The organism is Pseudomonas sp. R9.37 (assembly GCF_963878885.1).
GTDB lineage: Bacteria > Pseudomonadota > Gammaproteobacteria > Pseudomonadales > Pseudomonadaceae > Aquipseudomonas.
Map to the genome: position 1 here is coordinate 488,975 of NZ_CAWNZA010000032.1, position 17,449 is coordinate 506,423.

Sequence of the window (17,449 nt, forward strand, 5' to 3'; positions counted from 1 at the left end):
TTTGCGCTTCTTGAAATTATTGTCGTCGGGCTTGTAACGAAATGCGCCCTGCCGCCTCTAGTGGAGTAAGCAGGCAATCAAGCTCGCTAGCTCAACCCACCGCAGGAGTTACACCATGACCACTAAACTGTCCGCCGCTACCTTGATCCTGGCCCTCGGCTCTGCTATGAGCCTGTCCGCAATGTCCAACATGGCCCACGCCGACGACGCCAAGATGGACAAATGCTTCGGCGTCGCTGAAGCCGGCAAGAACGATTGCGCTGCGGGCGCCGGCACATCCTGCGCCGGCACCTCGAAAGTCAAAGACCAGGCCAACGCCTGGAAACTGGTCCCGGCCGGCACTTGCGCCAAGACCCCAAGCTCCACCTCGCCGACCGGTTTCGGCCAGGCAGCCGCCTTCACCGCCAAGTCCTGAAACAGCCCACAGCCTGAGTACTGATGATGACGCTTTTACCCCGACACACCGTCTCACCGGCTCAGGTGCCCGGCCTTCCCCACAGGGCCGGGCTGGGGCTGAAGAACGAGCACTTCATCGAAGTGCTCGAGACCTCGCCCGATATCGGTTTTTTTGAAGTGCACGCCGAAAACTACATGGTCGCCGGCGGGCCGTTCCATCATTACCTGGGGTTGATCCGCGAGCAGTACCCGCTGTCACTGCACGGCGTGGGCCTGTCCATCGGCGGCGAAGGCCCGCTCAACCGTGAGCACCTGGCACGGTTGGCCTTGCTGATCGAACGCTATCAACCCCACTCGTTTTCCGAACACCTGGCCTGGTCGAGCCACGGCCCGGTGTTTCTCAATGACTTGCTGCCGCTTGCCTACGACGCCGCCACACTGAACCGGGTGTGCGAGCACATCGACCAGGTGCAAAGCACGCTCAAGCGGCCGATGCTGCTGGAAAATCCATCGACCTATCTGCAATTCGAGCGCTCCACCCTGGACGAAACGGACTTCATCAGCGAGGTCATCCGCCGCACGGGCTGCGGCCTGCTGCTGGACGTCAACAACGTCTATGTGTCGTGCATCAATCACCAGCGCGAGGCGCTTTCCTACATCGACGCGCTGCCATTACACGCCGTCCGGGAGATACATCTGGCGGGGTTTGCCGAAAACACTGACAGCCTGGGCGATCGCCTGCTGATCGACGACCATGGCGCGCCCATCGATAACGCGGTGTGGCAGTTATACGAACAGGTACTCACGCGCACGGGCCCGGTGGCCACACTGATCGAGCGGGATAACCAGTTGCCTGCGTTCAGTGTGCTGCATGCCGAAGCTCAACACGCCGACTGGCATCTATTGCAGGTGAACGTATGAGCCATCACGCTGCGTTTGCCGACGCCCTGATCGATCCCGACCTGGCGTGCCCCGACGGCCTGTTCAGCCGCAACGGCGCCGACCCGGCCAGCCGTTTCGCGGTGTATCGCAACAATGTTCACAGCGCGTTGATCAACGCGTTGGCAACCGCTTACCCCGTAACCTTGCAGTTGGTCGGCGATGAGTTTTTTCGCGCCATGGCTGGTCTTTTTGTTCAGGCGAGCCCACCTGACAGCCCGCTGATGAGCGAGTACGGCAGTGCGTTCGCAGGGTTTATTCAGGCCTTTGAGCCGGCGGCCAGCGTGCCCTATCTGGCTGACGTCGCCAGGCTCGAGCGCTTGCGGGTTTGTGCCTATCACGCGGCAGACACTCAGCCGCTGGACCAGCAAGCCATTCTCCAAACACTGCAAGGCCAGACAGACCTGGGCAAGCTGCGCCTGCACCTGCATCCATCCCTGGCCACCCTGAATAGCGCTTACGCGGTGGTGGCCGTTTGGGCTGCGCACCAGACCGAAGGTGGCCTGGCCACCCTGAATCCCTGGCACGCCCAAAGCGCGCTGGTGTTACGCCAAGGCTTGGCGGTCAAGGTATTCGCCATCGACAGCGGCTCGGTCGCGTTCATCGACAGCCTGAATCACGGCTCGGCACTGGAGACGGCAGTGCAGCACGCGCTTGAAGCGTCGGCGCAGTTCGACCTGAACCAATGCCTGGCCCTGTTGATCAGCCACGACGCCATCACTCATTTGCACCTCGAACAAAAGGTATTGCCATGAACACATCCCCTTCGAGTCTGGTCAATCGGGTCATTGCTCTGTTCGAGAAAATCCCCTACAGCCTGATCGCCTTTCTCGCACGATTTTCCATTGCCGCGGTGTTTTGGAAATCCGGGCAGACCAAGGTCGAGGGCTTTGCCATCGACTTGATCAGCGGCACGTTCCAATTCGGCGAGCCGCGTCTTGCGGCGTCCACACTGCCGCTGTTTCGCAGTGAATACCACGTGCCCCTTCTGTCACCGGAAATCGCCGCGCACATGGCGGCGTTTGCCGAGCATTTCTTCCCGGTGCTGATCCTGGTGGGTTTTGCCACGCGGTTCTCGGCCCTGGCCCTGATCGGCATGACCTTGACCATTCAACTCTTCGTTTACCCGGACGCCTACCCAACCCACGGCACCTGGATCACCGTGCTGCTGCTGTTGGTCGCCAAGGGCCCGGGCTGCCTGTCCATCGACCATTTGATTGCACGCCGCTACCGCTGAAGACGGTCCAGGGCCTCGCCGCTGCGCTTGAACCAATCCACCAGGTAATCGGCCAGCACCTGGGTGCGACGCGGCAAGCCACCCTGATACGGGTGAACCAGGTACATCGGCATGCTACGCGTCTGATAATCGCGCAGGAGCCAGCGCAATCTCCCGTCAGCCAGTTCTGCGGGTAACACGTAGGACGGCAGGCGGGCGATTCCGGCGCCCACCAGTGCGGCCTTTTTCAACAGGTTGTAATGGTTGGAGGCAAAGGTGCCACTGACCCGCACTCGAAGCAGTTCGTGCTGCTGGTGGTACAGCCATTCTTCGCGCCCGCTGTAGTGGCTGTTGAGCAGGCAGGTGTGCGTCGCCAGGTCTGCCGGGGTCAACGGCTCGCCGTGTTGCTCCAGGTAGGCCGGGCTGGCGCAAGTCATTTCATGCCAGGCCAGCAGCGGTTTGGCCACCAGACGCTCATTTTCGATGGCGCCGGAACGCACACCCAAGTCAAACCCATCCCGCGCCAGGTCTCGATAACGGTTGTTCAATTCCAGTTCGATCTGCACTTGGGGGTACTGTTTGGAGAACTCCAGCAACAAGCCATCGAAGAAAGTTTCTCCCAACGACACCGGAACCGTCATACGCACTGGCCCGGCCAAATCGTCCTTGAGCCGCGCCAATGCCTGACGGGCGCGTTCCACTTGAACCACCAGCGCCTGAGCCTGGGGCAACAGCGCTGCACCGGCTGCGGTCAGGCTGAGCTTGCGGGTGGTGCGGTGCAGCAACACCACGCAAAACTGCGCCTCCAACTGGCTGATACGCTTGGACAACTGGCCCTTGCTGCACCCCAGTTGCTCGGCCGCCAGGGTGAAACTGCCGGCTTCGATCAGAACGGCAAAGGCCGCCAAGTCATCCATCTCGCTCATGGATTGTTTCCAATTGAAAACCAAAGGTTGCCTATTAGCACGTTTATCCACCTGAAAAGCCACACTAGACTGAACCTTCACTTACCCCTGGAGGAACAGCACGATGAAAATCCTATTGATTGGTGCCAGCGGCACGGTCGGCTCGGCAGTCAAGGCAGAACTGGCTCAGCGTCACGACGTGATCAGCATCGGTCGCACAAGCGGCGACTTTCAGGTGGATATCAGCGACAGCGCGTCGATCCGCAGGCTGTTCGAACAGACCGGCAAGTTCGATGCCCTGATCTGCGCGGCCGGTAGCGTGAATTTCGTAGCACTGGGTGAAATGAGCGAAAGCGATTTTGACCTGGGCCTGCGCGACAAGCTGATGGGCCAGGTCAACCTGCTGCTGATCGGCCGCGAATATGCCAACGACGGCGCCTCGTTCACCTTCACCAGCGGCATCCTCAACCGTGACCCCATCCGTACCGGCGCCTCGGCCGCATTGGTCAATGGCGCCATTGACGCCTTCGTCAAAGCCGCAGCGATCGAATTGCCACGCGGCCTGCGCGTCAACGCCGTGAGCCCGACCGTCCTGCTGGAAGCGATGGGCAGCTACGCCCCGTATTTCCGCGGTTACAAACCGGCTCCGGGTGCCGACGTAGCACTGGCCTACGCCAAAAGCGTAGAAGGCCTGCAAACCGGCCAGACGTTTATCGTCGGCTGAATCCGGCGTCTGTCAGAATTGCCTGAAGCCGGGCGCTGGGGTTGTGGTGCGGCGTCAGCCTGCGTAACGTGGCGGCACTTGTTTGGAGACCCGATAAATGCGCGCCGCCCGTACCCTAGTTCTGTTTGCCCTGCTGCCTCTGTTCACCGCTTGCCAGATGTTCGAGAGCGAGCCGGCAAAGCCGTCTACCGCCGGGTTGACCCGCATGCAGGGTGAATTGACGGCCGTTGACGGCAAGCTGTTGTTCCAGCCTTGCGGTGACAAACGCAACTACGTGGTCAACGACGCCGGCGGCACCAGCATCCTGCAGGAAGCCGCCTCACTGGCTGGGCAACAAGGCGCACTGTTTGCCGACTTGCGCGGCAAGTTCTCCGGGGTTGCCACTGGCACCCAGGGCTCGGTAGAGCTGCAACAGCTTTATCGCATGGAACGTTCGACTTCGGCCTGCAACGACCCGGACTTCAAGCGCATGGTGCTGCGCGCCAATGGCCATAAGCCCGCCTGGGCGATGAATGTGACCGCCAAGGGCATGGTGCTGGAGCGCGAAGGCCAGCCACCCTTGGCGGTGCCTTTTGTGGAAGAGCAACTGGGCGACGGCCGTTTCAACCTGATGACCGAAGCCAATAACCAGCACATCGAACTCTGGGTGGCGCCGCAGCGTTGCATCGACAGCGTCAGCGGTAGCCTGCAACACATGACCGCCGAGTTGCGCGTCAACGGCCAAGTGCAGCGTGGTTGCGCAGCATTCGGCGGTTCTCGCGACGACTGATTCGGCCCAACGCTGTTTTAACGTGTCGGAAAACCGCCTTTGGGGCTTATAATCGCCGGTTTGCAAAACAGCCGGCCTTTTTGTCCGCCGCCTACCGGATCCCGTCATGTTACGAATCACCGAACTCAAGCTGCCCATCGACCATCCCGAAGAAGACCTGCGGCCTGCCATCGTGCAGCGCCTGGGCATCGCCAGTGATGACCTGCTCGATTTCACCCTGTTCAAACGCAGCTATGACGCCCGCAAAAAGTCGTCGGAGCTGTGCTTCATCTACACCATCGACCTGAACGTGAAAGGCGAAGCCGCCCTGCTGCTCAAGTTCGCCGATGACCGCAACGTCAACCCGGCGCCGGATGTCAGTTACAAGGTGGTGGGTCAGGCGCCGGAAGGCCTGGTCGAACGGCCGATCGTGGTGGGGTTTGGTCCGTGCGGGATCTTCGCCGGGCTGCTGCTCGCGCAAATGGGCTTCAAGCCGATCATCCTCGAGCGCGGCAAAGAAGTGCGCCAGCGCACCAAGGACACCTGGGGCCTGTGGCGCAAAAACGTGCTCAATCCCGAGTCCAACGTGCAGTTTGGTGAAGGCGGCGCCGGGACCTTCTCCGACGGCAAGCTCTACAGCCAGATCAAGGACCCGAAATTCCACGGTCGCAAGGTCCTGCACGAGTTCGTCAAGGCCGGTGCGCCGGAAGAAATCCTCTACGTCAGCAAGCCGCACATCGGCACGTTCCGCCTCACCGGCGTGGTGGAAAACATGCGCCAGCAGATCATCGCCCTGGGCGGTGAAGTACGTTTCGAACAGCGCGTTACCGATGTGCTGATCGAAGACGGCCAGCTGAACGGCGTGGTCATCGACGGTGGCGAGCAACTGCTCTCCAAGCACGTGATCCTGGCCCTGGGCCACAGCGCCCGCGACACCTTCCGCATGCTGCACGGGCGTGGCGTGTACATGGAGGCCAAGCCGTTCTCGGTGGGCTTCAGGATTGAACACCCGCAATCGCTGATCGACGCGGCGCGCCTGGGCAAATACGCCGGGCATCCAAAACTCGGCGCGGCCGACTACAAGCTGGTGCACCACGCCAAAAATGGCCGCTCGGTCTACAGCTTCTGCATGTGCCCGGGCGGCACGGTAGTGGCGGCCACGTCCGAGCCGCACCGCGTGGTGACCAACGGCATGAGCCAGTACTCGCGCAACGAACGCAATGCCAACTCCGGCATCGTCGTCGGCATCACGCCGGAGGTGGATTACCCGGGTGGCCCGCTGGCGGGCATCGAGTTGCAGGAGCGCCTGGAGTCCCACGCCTACATCCTTGGCGGCAGCAACTACGAGGCTCCGGCGCAACTGGTGGGGGATTTCATCGCGGGCAAGCCATCCACGGCCATCGGCAGCGTGGAACCGTCCTACAAGCCCGGCGTGTCGCTGGGTGACTTGGCCCTGGCCTTGCCGGACTTTGCCATCGAAGCGATTCGTGAAGCGTTGCCGGCGTTCGAGAAGCAGATCAAAGGCTACTCGTTGCACGATGCGGTGCTGACCGGCATCGAGACGCGCACGTCCTCGCCGCTGCGGATTACCCGTAACGAGTCGATGCAGAGCTTGAACGTGAAAGGTTTGTTCCCGGCCGGTGAAGGTGCGGGTTATGCCGGTGGGATTCTGTCGGCGGGCGTTGACGGGATTCGGATTGCCGAGGCGTTGGCGCGGGATATGCTCGGCATCGAGGCCTAAGCACTCTATTACAGCCAACCCCGATCAAAGGTGGGAGCGGGCTTGCCCGCGATGGCAGAGTCTCAGTCGCCGAACTTATCGACTGAAACACCGGCATCGTAGGCAAGCCCGCCCCCACATTGGTTTTTGCCGGTTTTCAGATGTTTGCGCGCAGGATTGTCTCCGGCAACGGCTCACCCCGTTCAACACTGGCCGCAACGGCGGCAATCAGCCCGCTCAACTCATACCCTTGCCCGGCGAGCCACGCCTGATCGTAGTAAGTCGTGGCATACCGCTCGCCCCCGTCACACAAAATTGCCACGATCGACCCAGACTGCCCCGCCGCTTGCATCTGCTGCGCCGCCACCAAGGCACCGATCAGGTTGGTCCCGCTGGAACCACCGACCCGCCGCCCAAGACGCTCGGCCAAGTAATGCATGGCCGCCAGTGACAGCGCATCCGGTACCTTGACCATCGCATCAATCACCTTGGGCAAAAACGACGCCTCGACGCGTGGCCGGCCGATCCCTTCGATCCGCGAACCGCAATCCAGGCGCAAGCTGGCGTCGCCCGTCTGGTAATAGTCAAAGAACACCGAGCGTTCGGCGTCGGCACACAGCACGCGGGTGCAATGCTGGCGATAGCGCACGTAACGCCCCAGCGTCGCGGTGGTGCCGCCGGTGCCAGGGCTGGAAATCAACCAGCTCGGCTCGGGGTAATGCTCAAACCGCATCTGTTGGAAGATCGACTCGGCGATATTGTTGTTCGCCCGCCAGTCCGTCGCGCGCTCGGCATAGGTGAATTGGTCCATGAAGTGACCGCCACTTTCCTGCGCCAACCGCTCGGACTCGGCGTAAATCTGCGTCGGATCCTTCACCAGATGGCTCTTGCCGCCGTAGAAGGCGATCTGGGCGATTTTCTCCTGAGACGTGGTGGCTGGCATCACCGCAATGAAAGGCAGGCCAAGCAGGCGCGCGAAATACGCTTCCGAAATTGCCGTCGACCCGCTGGAGGCCTCAATTACCGGCGCGCCCGGCTTGAGCCAGCCATTACACAGCGCGTATAGAAACAGTGAACGGGCCAGCCGATGCTTCAGGCTGCCGGTGGGGTGGCTGGACTCGTCCTTGAAGTACAACTCGATACCCGGCAACCCCGGCAACGGCAAAGGGATCAGGTGCGTGTCGGCGCTGCGCTGGAAGTCCGCTTCAATGATGCGAATGGCTTCGCGGGCCCAGGTACGGTGGTCACTCATAAGGTGCGTCTCTAAAGATTTCAGCGCCAATTTTAGGGAGTTTCCTACACTGCACACAGATACAGTGGCGACTCAAATAGACACACAATTGCTAGGCTCTGGCGCAACGCCGACTCTGCCCGCTCCTTATAACAAATAAGAATATAACTTTTGTTTTAACAACTAACGGTACGGGTTAGGGTACCCACCTATTGAACCTGGATTGGAGAGCATCCCTTGCCTCTGCGTAGCACTTTCACCCGTTTCTTCCAGCTGGAAGCCGCCAGCGGTCTGTTGTTGATCGCCGCTGCCGCCCTGGCGCTGATCATCAACAATTCACCGTTGTCACACCTCTACAACGCGTTTCTCGATGTACCGGTGGTGGCACAGATTGGCGCGCTGAAAATCGCCAAGCCTGCCCTGCTGTGGATCAACGATGGCCTGATGGCCTTGTTCTTCCTGCTGATCGGCCTGGAGGTGAAGCGCGAGCTGCTCGACGGCCACCTGTCCAAACCCTCGCAAGTGGTACTGCCGGGGGCCGCAGCCATTGGCGGCATGGTGGTGCCGGCGCTGATCTACTGGGCGATCAACAAGGACTACCCCGCTGCACTCTCCGGCTGGGCAATCCCCATGGCCACCGATATCGCTTTTGCACTGGGCGTGCTGGCCCTGTTGGGCAAGCGCGTGCCGGTATCGCTGAAACTGTTCCTGATGACCCTGGCGATCATTGATGACCTCGGCGCAATCATCGTCATCGCCGTGTTCTACTCCGCGGACCTGTCCGGTGCTGCTCTGGCCGGTGCAGGGGCGTGCCTGATTGCCTTGATCGCGATGAACCGCCTGGGCGTGATCAAACTCGGGCCCTACCTGATCATCGGTCTGATCCTGTGGGTGTGTGTGCTCAAGAGTGGCGTGCATGCCACGCTGGCCGGCGTGACCCTGGCCTTCTGCATCCCGCTGCGCACCAAAAATGCCGAGCCCTCGCCCCTGAGGACGTTGGAACACGCCCTGCATCCGTGGGTGGCCTACGCCATCCTGCCGCTGTTTGCCTTCGCCAACGCGGGCGTTTCCCTGGCCGGCGTGAGTCTGGAAAGCTTCACTCACCATGTGCCCATGGGCATCGCCGCCGGCCTGTTGATCGGCAAGACCATCGGCGTGTTCGGCCTCACCTGGCTCGCCATCAAGACCGGCCTTGCCGCGCTGCCCAGCGGCGCGAACTGGGGCCAGGTGTTCGGAGTGGCGATCCTGTGCGGTATCGGCTTTACCATGAGCCTGTTTGTCGGTTCACTGGCGTTTGTGCCGGGTGCCAGCGAATTCGCCGGGGAGGATCGAATGGGTATTCTGACCGGGTCGATCCTGGCCGCGTGTATTGGTTATGCCGTGACCGCGATGGCGAGTCGCAAGAAAGCCTGAGGGTTGCGAAAGCACCCAAAACCCCAATCGGTGAGCCCGATTGGGGTTTTTCTTTTCTGAAGATGACACTTACCTCAAACGCCTAAAGACTTTGCGCGCGCCGCCGACTAGTGATTGTGGCGCTACCACTGTCCCTGCCAGGGACACCCGACCGACACAGCTCTCCAACGCGTATCCAGCCCGAGCGAAAATCCCATGTTCCTGAGAAATATAAGAATCGCTGCCAGAGCCTTCATCGGCTTCGCGGCCATTGCGTCGCTGAGTGTGTTTCTCGGTCTATTCGCCCTCAAGCAGATTGGCGAAGTCCAGTCCCAGGCTGCCGACATTCAGAACAACTGGATGCAGCGTGTCAGGATTCTGGCCCTGGCCAACGCGTCGCTCGACCGTTTTCGCTTGGGCGAAATGGCGCACATCCTGTCGTCAAGCGATGCGGACATGCAGACCTATGAAGACAAATCCGCCGGCCGCCTGAAAAGCGTCAAGGAACAGCTGGCCCAATATGCCGCGCTGCTACGCACACCCGAGGAAAAATCGCGCCTGGATGTGTTCAACCAGAGCCTGGATGCCTACGCGAAGAACCATACCGAAATGCTCAAGCGCTCGCGCTCGGGCGACAAAGCCGGCGCCCGCGACTTTCTCAACAGCATTCGAGAAAGCTACGAGCAGATGACCAAGAACTTCGACCAGTTGATCGACCTCGCCAACAAAGGCGCCGAACAGGCCGGCCAAACCTCCGTAGGCGCTTACCAGCATGCCGTGAGCGGCATCACAATCGTCATTTTGCTGGTCAGTGCCGGCACAGTGCTGGTGGCCTGGTTACTGACCCGCAGCATTACCGGCCCCATCATTGAAGCGGTGCAGGTGGCCGAAACCATCGCCAAGGGCGACCTCACCCAGCCCATAAACCCTACGGGCAATGACGAAGCCACGCGCTTGCTCCGGGCACAGGAAACCATGCGTAACAACCTGGTGCAGACCCTGCGGCAAATCACCGGCTCATCCAGCCAGCTGGCCGCTGCGGCCGAAGAGTTGAATGCCGTCACCGCCGAGGGCAGCCGCGACCTGCAACAGCAACATGGCGAAATCGAGCAGGCAGCCACGGCCGTCACTCAGATGACCACCGCGATTGAGGAGGTCGCGCGAAACGCGGCATCAACCTCCGACCTGTCCCAGGAATCACGCAGCATTGCGCTGAAGGGCCAACAGCGCATGGTCGAGGCACTGAATTCGATCCAGGCGCTGACCCGTGGGGTCGAGGTCAGCTCAGGGCAAGTGGGCGGCCTCGCCGAGCAGGCCAAAGGCATCGGCAAAGTGCTCGATGTGATCCGCACCATTGCCGAGCAAACCAACCTGCTGGCGCTTAACGCGGCCATCGAAGCCGCGCGTGCCGGTGAGGCCGGACGTGGTTTCGCCGTGGTCGCCGACGAGGTTCGTGCACTGGCTTATCGCACCGCCCAATCGACTCAGGAAATCGAGCAGATGATCGGCAGCATTCAGGCCAACACGGCCAGCACCGTCAACACCATGCTCGACAGCAGCGCCATGACTCAGCAAACCTTGGGGCTGGCCGAGCTGGCGCAACAAGCGCTGGCAGACATTCTGGCCGCCAACGATGAAATCAATGACCGCAATCTGGTGATCACCACGGCGGCGGCGGAACAAGCCGACGTTGCTCGAGCAGTCGATCGCAACTTGCTGAACATTCAGCAGCTATCGATTCAGTCGGCAGAGGGCTCGACCCAAACGACTGCAGCCTCGCAATCCCTCGCAAGCCTGGCCCACGAGTTGAACACCATGGTCAAGCACTTCCAGGTTTAAAGTCACGCAGCGTGCGCGGCACACCGCGCCTGCAATAAAAAACCCCAACCGATCACTCGGTTGGGGTTTTTTATTGCCAGGACCGGCGTTTAACGAGTAACGCGGCTGGTACCGTCAACGGTCATGATGCGTACACGGTCGCCGATGCGGAAGATTTCATTTTCCTGCACGGCTTGTACGTAGGCACGCATGCTGCCGTCGTCTTCGCGAACGGTGATTTCCACGCCTTGGGTGCGGGTCAGGCCTTCTTCAGTGGCCGAGCCCAACAGGCCGCCGGCTACGGCGCCGATCACGGCGGTGACAATGCTGCCACGGCCGCCGCCGATGGCGCTGCCGCCGACACCGCCGATGACTGCGCCAGCAGCGCCGCCAATTGGGGTCTTGGTGCCTTCGATTTTCACTGGACGCAGGGATTCAATGGTGCCCATGCGAACGGTCTGTACACGACGCGCCTCGTCACGAGAGTACGAGTCGCCGGTCAGACTCGAGGCGCAGCCACCCAACAGCAACGACAGGGTGGTAAAGCAGGCAACTAGTAAAACGGACTTACGCATAGCATCAACTCCAAAGGACAGGTATTCATTAGACGCTGCGGCTTGGCGCCTGTCACGGCGAGCACCGCAGAAAATTGCTTTCATTCAGCCTTAGTACAGACTGCCAGCACCAGAAAAATAGACGAACGGTTGCACTCAACTGTTCCGAAGAATGTCATGAACGCGTTCATCATTATTGTAGTCGCGCAGCAGCACACGCCGAAGACATATGGATAAAGACTTCGCCGTGGTGGGCAACATTCGAACGAGGTGACGAAAGGTGAAACTCAGGGCGCCAGGCGCTCACGAGTCCACTCGCCGGCTTGCAGGCGGTAGTTGAGGCGATCATGCAGGCGACTGGCGCGACCCTGCCAGAACTCGATGCGCTCGGGCAGCAGGCGATACCCGCCCCAATGCTCAGGGCAATCGGGTTGGATGTCGCTGAAACGCTGCTCGGTAGCCTTGAGCAAGTCTTGCAGCTCTTCGCGATCACGGATGACCCGGCTCTGCGGCGACGCCCAGGCCCCAAGACGGCTTCCCAATGGGCGGACCTGAAAGTAAGCATCCGACTCTTCAGGCGTGACCTTGACCACCCGCCCTTCGATGCGCACCTGGCGCTCCAGAGTAGGCCAGAAGAAGGTCATGGCTGCAAATGGCTGTGCCGCAAGCTGTTCGCCCTTGGCACTCTGATAATTGGTGAAGAAGGTAAAACCCTGTGTATCCAGGCCTTTGAGCAACAGGATACGACAGTGCGGACGACCGTCCTGGTCGACCGTGGCCAGAGTCATGGCATTGGCTTCCACCGGTGGCTGCTCGGTTTTCACCGCATCGGCAAACCACTGGTGGAACAATGCAAACGGCTCGCCTGGGGCCTGGGCCTCGCTCAAACCGTCCCGCGTGTAGTCACGGCGCATATCGGCCAATGCCTGGGTCATGCGGCTTTATCCTTCTGGTTCAACAGATCAGTTTTTCGCCTGGTCGTTTGTCGCTGGGGCGTCGGCCTTGGGTGCGGCTTTTTTCGCGGCCGGCTTGGCAGCAGCTTTTTTCGCAACAGGCTTGGCAGCGGCTTTCTTGACCGGAGCCTTTTTCGCCGGAGCGGCTTTTTTCGCAGCAGGCGCCGGTACGGGAGCGGGTGCAGTCTGCACGGCAACCATTTCCGCAACCGGTGGCTTGCCCGAGTTGTACTTGCTCAACAACGCCAACATCGTTGTACGCTGAGTGAACATGATTTCCATGCGACGGTTCAGCGCACGCCCCTGATTGCTATCGTTGGCAGCCCGCGGCATAAGGTCGCCCATGCCACGCATCATCAGGCGATCCTGCTTCAAGCCGCTGAGGCTGAAAATCGAAGCGATGGACTGAGCGCGCTCGCGGGTCAATGCCTGGCTCACTGGCTCGGCACCATTGGTGTCGACGTGGCCTAAGACCAACACAGCGGTCTTTGGATCGCCTTCAACCGCCTTGGCCACGCGAGTGAACGGGCCCAACGTAACCGGCAGCAGCATCGCCGGGCGTTTCGGGTTGTAAGAGCCATCAACCGGGGCGATCACGACCAATACGTTCTCGCGACGCTCCAATTGCAGGTTGCTGTCCTTGATGGCCGCACGCAGGCGCGGCTCATAGTCGTCCAGCCAGGCTTGAGTGATTTTCGGATCAGGCATCGGCACGTTGGTCACGTCGACCTTGGCCAATGGTTTTGGCTTGCTTTCGAAAGGCCACCACCATTTGGTATCGGTGTCGGTCTTGGCCACCGCCGGGGTCGTCGGGTCTGCCGCCTTGAGGTCGGCTTTCAGATCGGCTTTGGCATCGGCCGCTTTTTCATCGGCGCTTTTAGAGGCGAACGGCCACCAGCTGGAGCCGGTCTCAGCCTTGGCTACGGGCGCAGGGGCGGCAGCAGCGGCAGGCGCTGGAGCAGCGGCGGCGGCAACCGGGGCTGCGGGCTTGGCGCCAGCGGCTGGTTTTGCATCCGGCACGGCGTCGGTTTTGGTTACTGCGTCCTTGGTAGCAGCCTTGTCTGATCCAAATGACCACCAATGCCCACCCTCGGCATCATTTTGTGGAGTTTGTGCGCAACCCGTAATTGTGAGGCACAGCGCCAGTGCCAAGGACTTGTTCGATAACATGAGATATCCACAAAATGAGAAAAAACCGGAGGGTCTGGTTGACCCGTTAAACAGACGCTTACAGAACATTGAAGTTACAAAATTTCGTTCAGCGCCTTCTTATAGTTGCCTTTGTAACAAAAAAACGTGAAACAGCAAGCTCTTTACAGACAACCGGCCAATATTCCGACCAACTTCTGCGCACGCGGGTCCATAAGTACATAAGGCCCCAGTGTATTAGTCACGAAACCAAATGCTACATCATGTTCCGGATCGGCAAAACCAACCGAACCACCCGCCCCCGGATGCCCAAACGCACGTGGGCCAAGGCCGAACGTCGCATTGGGCAAGTGCGGTTGATCCAACATGCAGCCCAAGCCGAAACGCGTTTGGGTCAATAAAGTTTTATCCGGTCCGATACTGTGTTCGCGGGTCAATTGTTCGAGCATGTCCGCCTCGAGCAAACTACCGTCCAACAATCCGCTATAAAAGCCCGCCAGGCTACGCGCGTTACCGTGACCATTTGCCGCTGGCTGCTGCATGCGCCGCCATTGAGGCTTATTAGTGCTTGTCAGAATAGACGGTGGGTTGGCAAATGCACGCGTAGTCATGGCCGCAGGTTCGCGCATCATAACTTGCAGTAATCGTTGAGCGGCTTCATCGCCCATATTGCCTTTGCTGCGCGCTATATGCGCAACACGGTAAAACTCTTCGTCCGCCAGGCCAACATGAAAGTCCAGCCCCAATGGCCGCGCAACCCGCGCAACAATTGATTCACCGGGCCCACGCCCGTCGGCGCGACGCAACAATTCACCGACCAGCCACCCATAGGTGATGGCCTCGTAGCCGTGGCCTTGGCCGGGCGTCCACCATGGGGCTTCGGCCGCCAGGGTGTCGACCATCAGTTGCCAGTCATAGAGGGCTTCGGCGGGGAGCATGTCGCGAATCGCCGGCAACCCGGCCTGGTGGCAGAGCAGTTGGCGCAGGGTGATGGCTTCCTTACCGGCCGCGGCAAACTCGGGCCAGTAATTGGCGACAGGGGCGTCGAGTTGCAACTTGCCCTCGGCCACCAATTGCAGGGCCGTCACGGCAGTGAAGGTCTTGGTGCAGGAAAACAGGTTGACGAGGGTGTCGCTGTGCCAGGCCTCGGCACCGTCCTTGTCGGCGGTGCCTGCCCACAGGTCGACGACGGTTTCGCCGCCGATCTGGATACACAGCCCGGCACCACGCTCCTGCGGGTCATCAAACAACGCGGCGAATGCCTCACGTACCGCTTCGAACTGGAGCTCGTAATGACCCTGAATCTGCACCTAAGCCGCCTCGGAAAACACCGTAATAAGTGGCCGACATTGTTCCAGTCATTGGCGGTTTTGTGAACCCGTCAAATATGAATCAATGGCCATTTCCAGAGTGACCGCCAGCATGCCCGGCGCCCTGCCCCGCGCCTCTGCCGTCGTGCCCCGACTTGCCGGCTTCGCTCTCACGCACCCCGCTGGCAGCCTTGGCTTTTTCGGCTTCCTTGCCCAGTTGGTCGACGGCCGCCAGGTTGCTTTTGCGCACGCTGTCGACAAAGCCCTGGAACGGCACATCCGTGATGCCCACAAGGCCAAAGTGGCCGTTTTCACCGTCCAGCAGACGACCCGTCACCGGTTGATCCAGGTACTGGAACCAGTGCACGCCGACGATCGACGGCTCAGCCATGGCCTGCTTGAGGAAGTTGCTGTACGCCACGCCACGGTCTTCCTCCTTGGCCAGCTGAGTCACGCCGCCCCAGAACGGACCGCGATCCGCCGAGCCAAAGTTGAACTCGGTGATCAGCACCGGCTTATCCAACGCGCGCAGGGCGGCGAAGTCGTAGCCGTCCTGAGGCTTGAGGGTGTACATGTTGAAGCTCAGCACATCGCAATACTGGGCGCAGGACGCCACGGCTTCCGGGGTGCTGACGGCGTAGCGGCCACCCAGCAGCAGCTGGTTGGGCGCGTGCCACTTCAACGAATCGGAGATGGTCTTGAAATAAGCATCGGCGAAGGTCTTCTGGAAGTATTTGAAGTCGGCTTCGATTTCCGGGTGTTCAGGGCTTGGCATCGGCGGCTCGAAGCCCGGGTCTTCCATCAGCTCCCAGCCTGACAGGTGAATGCCCCAGGCTTTGGAGAGGCCTTCTTCGTTACGGTATTTGTCACGCAGTTGCTTGAGGAACGCACGTTTGGCCGGCACATCGGTGGTCATGCGCAAGGTCCCGTACGCCAGGGCGTAACGCGACTTTGGATCATCGCCAGGGCCGGCCCAGGCCAGCTCGTTGTCGGCAAAAAAGCCGATCAGCCACGGGTCGTCGCGGTGATCGCGGGCCGCGATCGCCACGGCGCGCTCGGTGGCCATGGCGAAACGCGGATCGAACGGGTCGGGCATGCCGCCCCACCAGTCCGTGCCGGTGCTGATGCTGGCGTAGTCACCGACAATCGACAGCGGCAAGGTGTAGGGCACGCGGTCGGCGCTGGCCAAATCCTCGTCGCTCCAGTTGCCCACGGTGTTGAAACCCCAGGCTTGCAGGCGGTCCAGCGTGTGCGTGACCCAGCGCTTGTGGTCGAAACCTTGCGTGTCATAGGTGCGCTGCAGGTTGGCGCCATAAAAGTCGTACCAGCGCCCCACATTGAAGCCCCGGCCCTGGTCAGCGCCGTTGCCGCCGCGGTTATCCGCACGGCCGTAATACTTGTCGAACGGCTCGCCGGACTTGGGCAGCGCGGCAAACATCCATTCGCGGCCGGCCACGTAGGTTTGATTATCGTCCGGCGCAACCGTATTGACGCCCAGGGAGTAGAACGGATGGCCTTCCGGGGTCACCAGGTACCAGCGCCCGTCGCGCTTCTCGGTGCGGAAAAAGCCGCTTGCTTCAAACGCCGGGCCTTTGTTCCAGCCGCCATATTGGTCCAGGGCAGACTTGTCGCGCTCAGCCAGCCAGCCCTTGAGCTGTTGCTGCTCCTTGGCCGCTGCGGCTTTGAGTTGTTCGTCGCTGCTGACTTTTTCCGGCCAACGCGCACGCGTGGACTGACCATACGCATCCACCAGCGCGCTGTAGGCGGCCTTCAGCACCGGCTCGCTGTCCTGCACGCCAAAGCGTTCCAGCAGGATGCTTTGGGCTGCGTTGGGCTTGATCATCGACAGAGTGACCGACGCCACCTGGCTACGATCGATTGCCCCGGCGCTGCTGGCCAACAGCACACGCTGGCCTTCCACGGTAATCGGCATCGGCGGCCCGGCCTTCATGCCCTGGCTCAGCGGCGAGTTGGCCTGCAGCGGAATCAGCAGGGTTTGAGCGGGGCCGGCCGGCAGGTCGATGCGGCTGACCAGCGTCTGGCCGTCGGTGCTCTGCACCTTGACGTAGAGGGTCAGCGCCCAGTCCATGGCGCTCTGGATACGCAGGCTCATGGCGCCGGACTGCGACCAGTCCCACACGCCGGTCTGCGGGCTGAGCACCAGGCTCGGTTCGGCCGCCGGGTTGAAGGTGATGCGGCGCAGCACCTCGCCCTCAGCGGTTTGTTCGGCGTTGTATTGCGGCAGGCTCGCGTCCTGGGTCGCGACCTTGACCACATCGGCAGGCCGGACGAAATTGAACAGCGTTTGTTGCCCGGCAGGCGCGGCCATCAAGGGCGCGGCAAACAACAAGGCAAACAGAGCGGGCAGCGTGCGAATCATACGAACAAGGTTCT

General features: G+C 60.9%; 16 protein-coding genes. 9 read left to right on the top strand and 7 right to left on the bottom strand.

Annotation, left to right across the window (positions count from 1 at the left end; genetic code table 11):
• Positions 1 to 115 precede the first annotated feature (115 nt).
• From AACU78_RS18095 to AACU78_RS18110, 4 genes are read left to right on the top strand one after another with little or no spacing between them, the layout of a single operon-like run.
• Positions 116 to 415, top strand: a complete 300-nt coding sequence (locus AACU78_RS18095; protein ID WP_106577106.1) for a BufA1 family periplasmic bufferin-type metallophore — start codon at positions 116 to 118, stop codon at positions 413 to 415.
• A 23-nt stretch (positions 416 to 438) separates the two neighbouring features.
• Entirely contained in the window at positions 439 to 1,317 is an 879-nt protein-coding gene (bufB, locus tag AACU78_RS18100; protein ID WP_106577107.1) for an MNIO family bufferin maturase, read from the top strand.
• Complete coding sequence (locus tag AACU78_RS18105) at positions 1,314 to 2,090, top strand: HvfC/BufC N-terminal domain-containing protein (RefSeq protein WP_106577108.1); 777 nt, start codon at positions 1,314 to 1,316, stop codon at positions 2,088 to 2,090. The genes bufB and AACU78_RS18105 overlap by 4 nt, the downstream gene beginning before the upstream one ends.
• On the top strand, positions 2,087 to 2,572 hold the full coding sequence (locus AACU78_RS18110; RefSeq protein ID WP_106577109.1) for a DoxX family protein: 486 nt from the start codon (positions 2,087 to 2,089) through the stop codon (positions 2,570 to 2,572). Before AACU78_RS18105 ends, AACU78_RS18110 begins: the two co-directional genes overlap by 4 nt.
• Here AACU78_RS18110 and AACU78_RS18115 read toward each other — a convergent pair.
• Positions 2,563 to 3,477, bottom strand: coding sequence for a LysR family transcriptional regulator (locus AACU78_RS18115; RefSeq protein ID WP_106577110.1), 915 nt, complete (start codon positions 3,475 to 3,477; stop codon positions 2,563 to 2,565). The two genes, AACU78_RS18110 and AACU78_RS18115, sit on opposite strands and share 10 nt — an antisense overlap.
• Positions 3,478 to 3,580: 103 nt before the next feature.
• Here AACU78_RS18115 and AACU78_RS18120 point away from each other — a divergent pair, with 103 nt between their 5' ends.
• The 3 genes from AACU78_RS18120 to AACU78_RS18130 all read left to right on the top strand — a co-directional run bounded on the left by AACU78_RS18120 (position 3,581) and on the right by AACU78_RS18130 (position 6,669).
• A complete protein-coding gene (locus AACU78_RS18120) occupies positions 3,581 to 4,180 on the top strand; it encodes a short chain dehydrogenase (protein ID WP_106577111.1) in 600 nt (199 codons plus the stop codon).
• A gap of 97 nt (positions 4,181 to 4,277) precedes the next feature.
• The gene (locus tag AACU78_RS18125) at positions 4,278 to 4,949 is read left to right on the top strand and encodes a COG3650 family protein (protein WP_106577112.1); all 672 of its coding nucleotides are present in this window, start codon (positions 4,278 to 4,280) and stop codon (positions 4,947 to 4,949) included.
• Between the two features lie 106 nt (positions 4,950 to 5,055).
• Positions 5,056 to 6,669 carry an NAD(P)/FAD-dependent oxidoreductase gene (locus tag AACU78_RS18130; RefSeq protein ID WP_106577113.1) on the top strand — a complete coding sequence of 538 codons (1,614 nt, stop codon included), beginning with the start codon at positions 5,056 to 5,058 and terminating at the stop codon, positions 6,667 to 6,669.
• A 136-nt stretch (positions 6,670 to 6,805) separates the two neighbouring features.
• Here the strand turns inward: AACU78_RS18130 and AACU78_RS18135 are convergent, their stop codons facing one another.
• Positions 6,806 to 7,900 (bottom strand): PLP-dependent cysteine synthase family protein, encoded by a 1,095-nt coding sequence (locus AACU78_RS18135; protein WP_106577114.1) that lies wholly within the window; start codon positions 7,898 to 7,900, stop codon positions 6,806 to 6,808.
• A gap of 216 nt (positions 7,901 to 8,116) precedes the next feature.
• On the opposite strand from AACU78_RS18135, the gene nhaA reads away from it, so the two are divergent.
• Positions 8,117 to 9,292, top strand: a complete 1,176-nt coding sequence (gene nhaA / locus AACU78_RS18140) for a Na+/H+ antiporter NhaA (RefSeq protein ID WP_106577115.1) — start codon at positions 8,117 to 8,119, stop codon at positions 9,290 to 9,292.
• A gap of 195 nt (positions 9,293 to 9,487) precedes the next feature.
• Positions 9,488 to 11,110, top strand: a complete 1,623-nt coding sequence (locus AACU78_RS18145; protein ID WP_106577116.1) for a methyl-accepting chemotaxis protein — start codon at positions 9,488 to 9,490, stop codon at positions 11,108 to 11,110.
• A gap of 89 nt (positions 11,111 to 11,199) precedes the next feature.
• Here the strand turns inward: AACU78_RS18145 and AACU78_RS18150 are convergent, their stop codons facing one another.
• The 5 genes from AACU78_RS18150 to AACU78_RS18170 all read right to left on the bottom strand — a co-directional run bounded on the left by AACU78_RS18150 (position 11,200) and on the right by AACU78_RS18170 (position 17,435).
• On the bottom strand, positions 11,200 to 11,664 hold the full coding sequence (locus AACU78_RS18150; RefSeq protein WP_003189251.1) for an outer membrane lipoprotein: 465 nt from the start codon (positions 11,662 to 11,664) through the stop codon (positions 11,200 to 11,202).
• Between the two features lie 266 nt (positions 11,665 to 11,930).
• Positions 11,931 to 12,578, bottom strand: a complete 648-nt coding sequence (pdxH, locus tag AACU78_RS18155; RefSeq protein WP_106577117.1) for a pyridoxamine 5'-phosphate oxidase — start codon at positions 12,576 to 12,578, stop codon at positions 11,931 to 11,933.
• A gap of 27 nt (positions 12,579 to 12,605) precedes the next feature.
• Positions 12,606 to 13,766 (bottom strand): OmpA family protein, encoded by a 1,161-nt coding sequence (locus AACU78_RS18160; protein WP_106577118.1) that lies wholly within the window; start codon positions 13,764 to 13,766, stop codon positions 12,606 to 12,608.
• 143 nt (positions 13,767 to 13,909) lie between these two features.
• On the bottom strand, positions 13,910 to 15,055 hold the full coding sequence (locus AACU78_RS18165) for a serine hydrolase domain-containing protein (protein WP_106577119.1): 1,146 nt from the start codon (positions 15,053 to 15,055) through the stop codon (positions 13,910 to 13,912).
• An 82-nt stretch (positions 15,056 to 15,137) separates the two neighbouring features.
• Positions 15,138 to 17,435 carry a beta-galactosidase gene (locus AACU78_RS18170; RefSeq protein ID WP_106577120.1) on the bottom strand — a complete coding sequence of 766 codons (2,298 nt, stop codon included), beginning with the start codon at positions 17,433 to 17,435 and terminating at the stop codon, positions 15,138 to 15,140.
• Between the last annotated feature and the right edge of the window lie 14 nt (positions 17,436 to 17,449).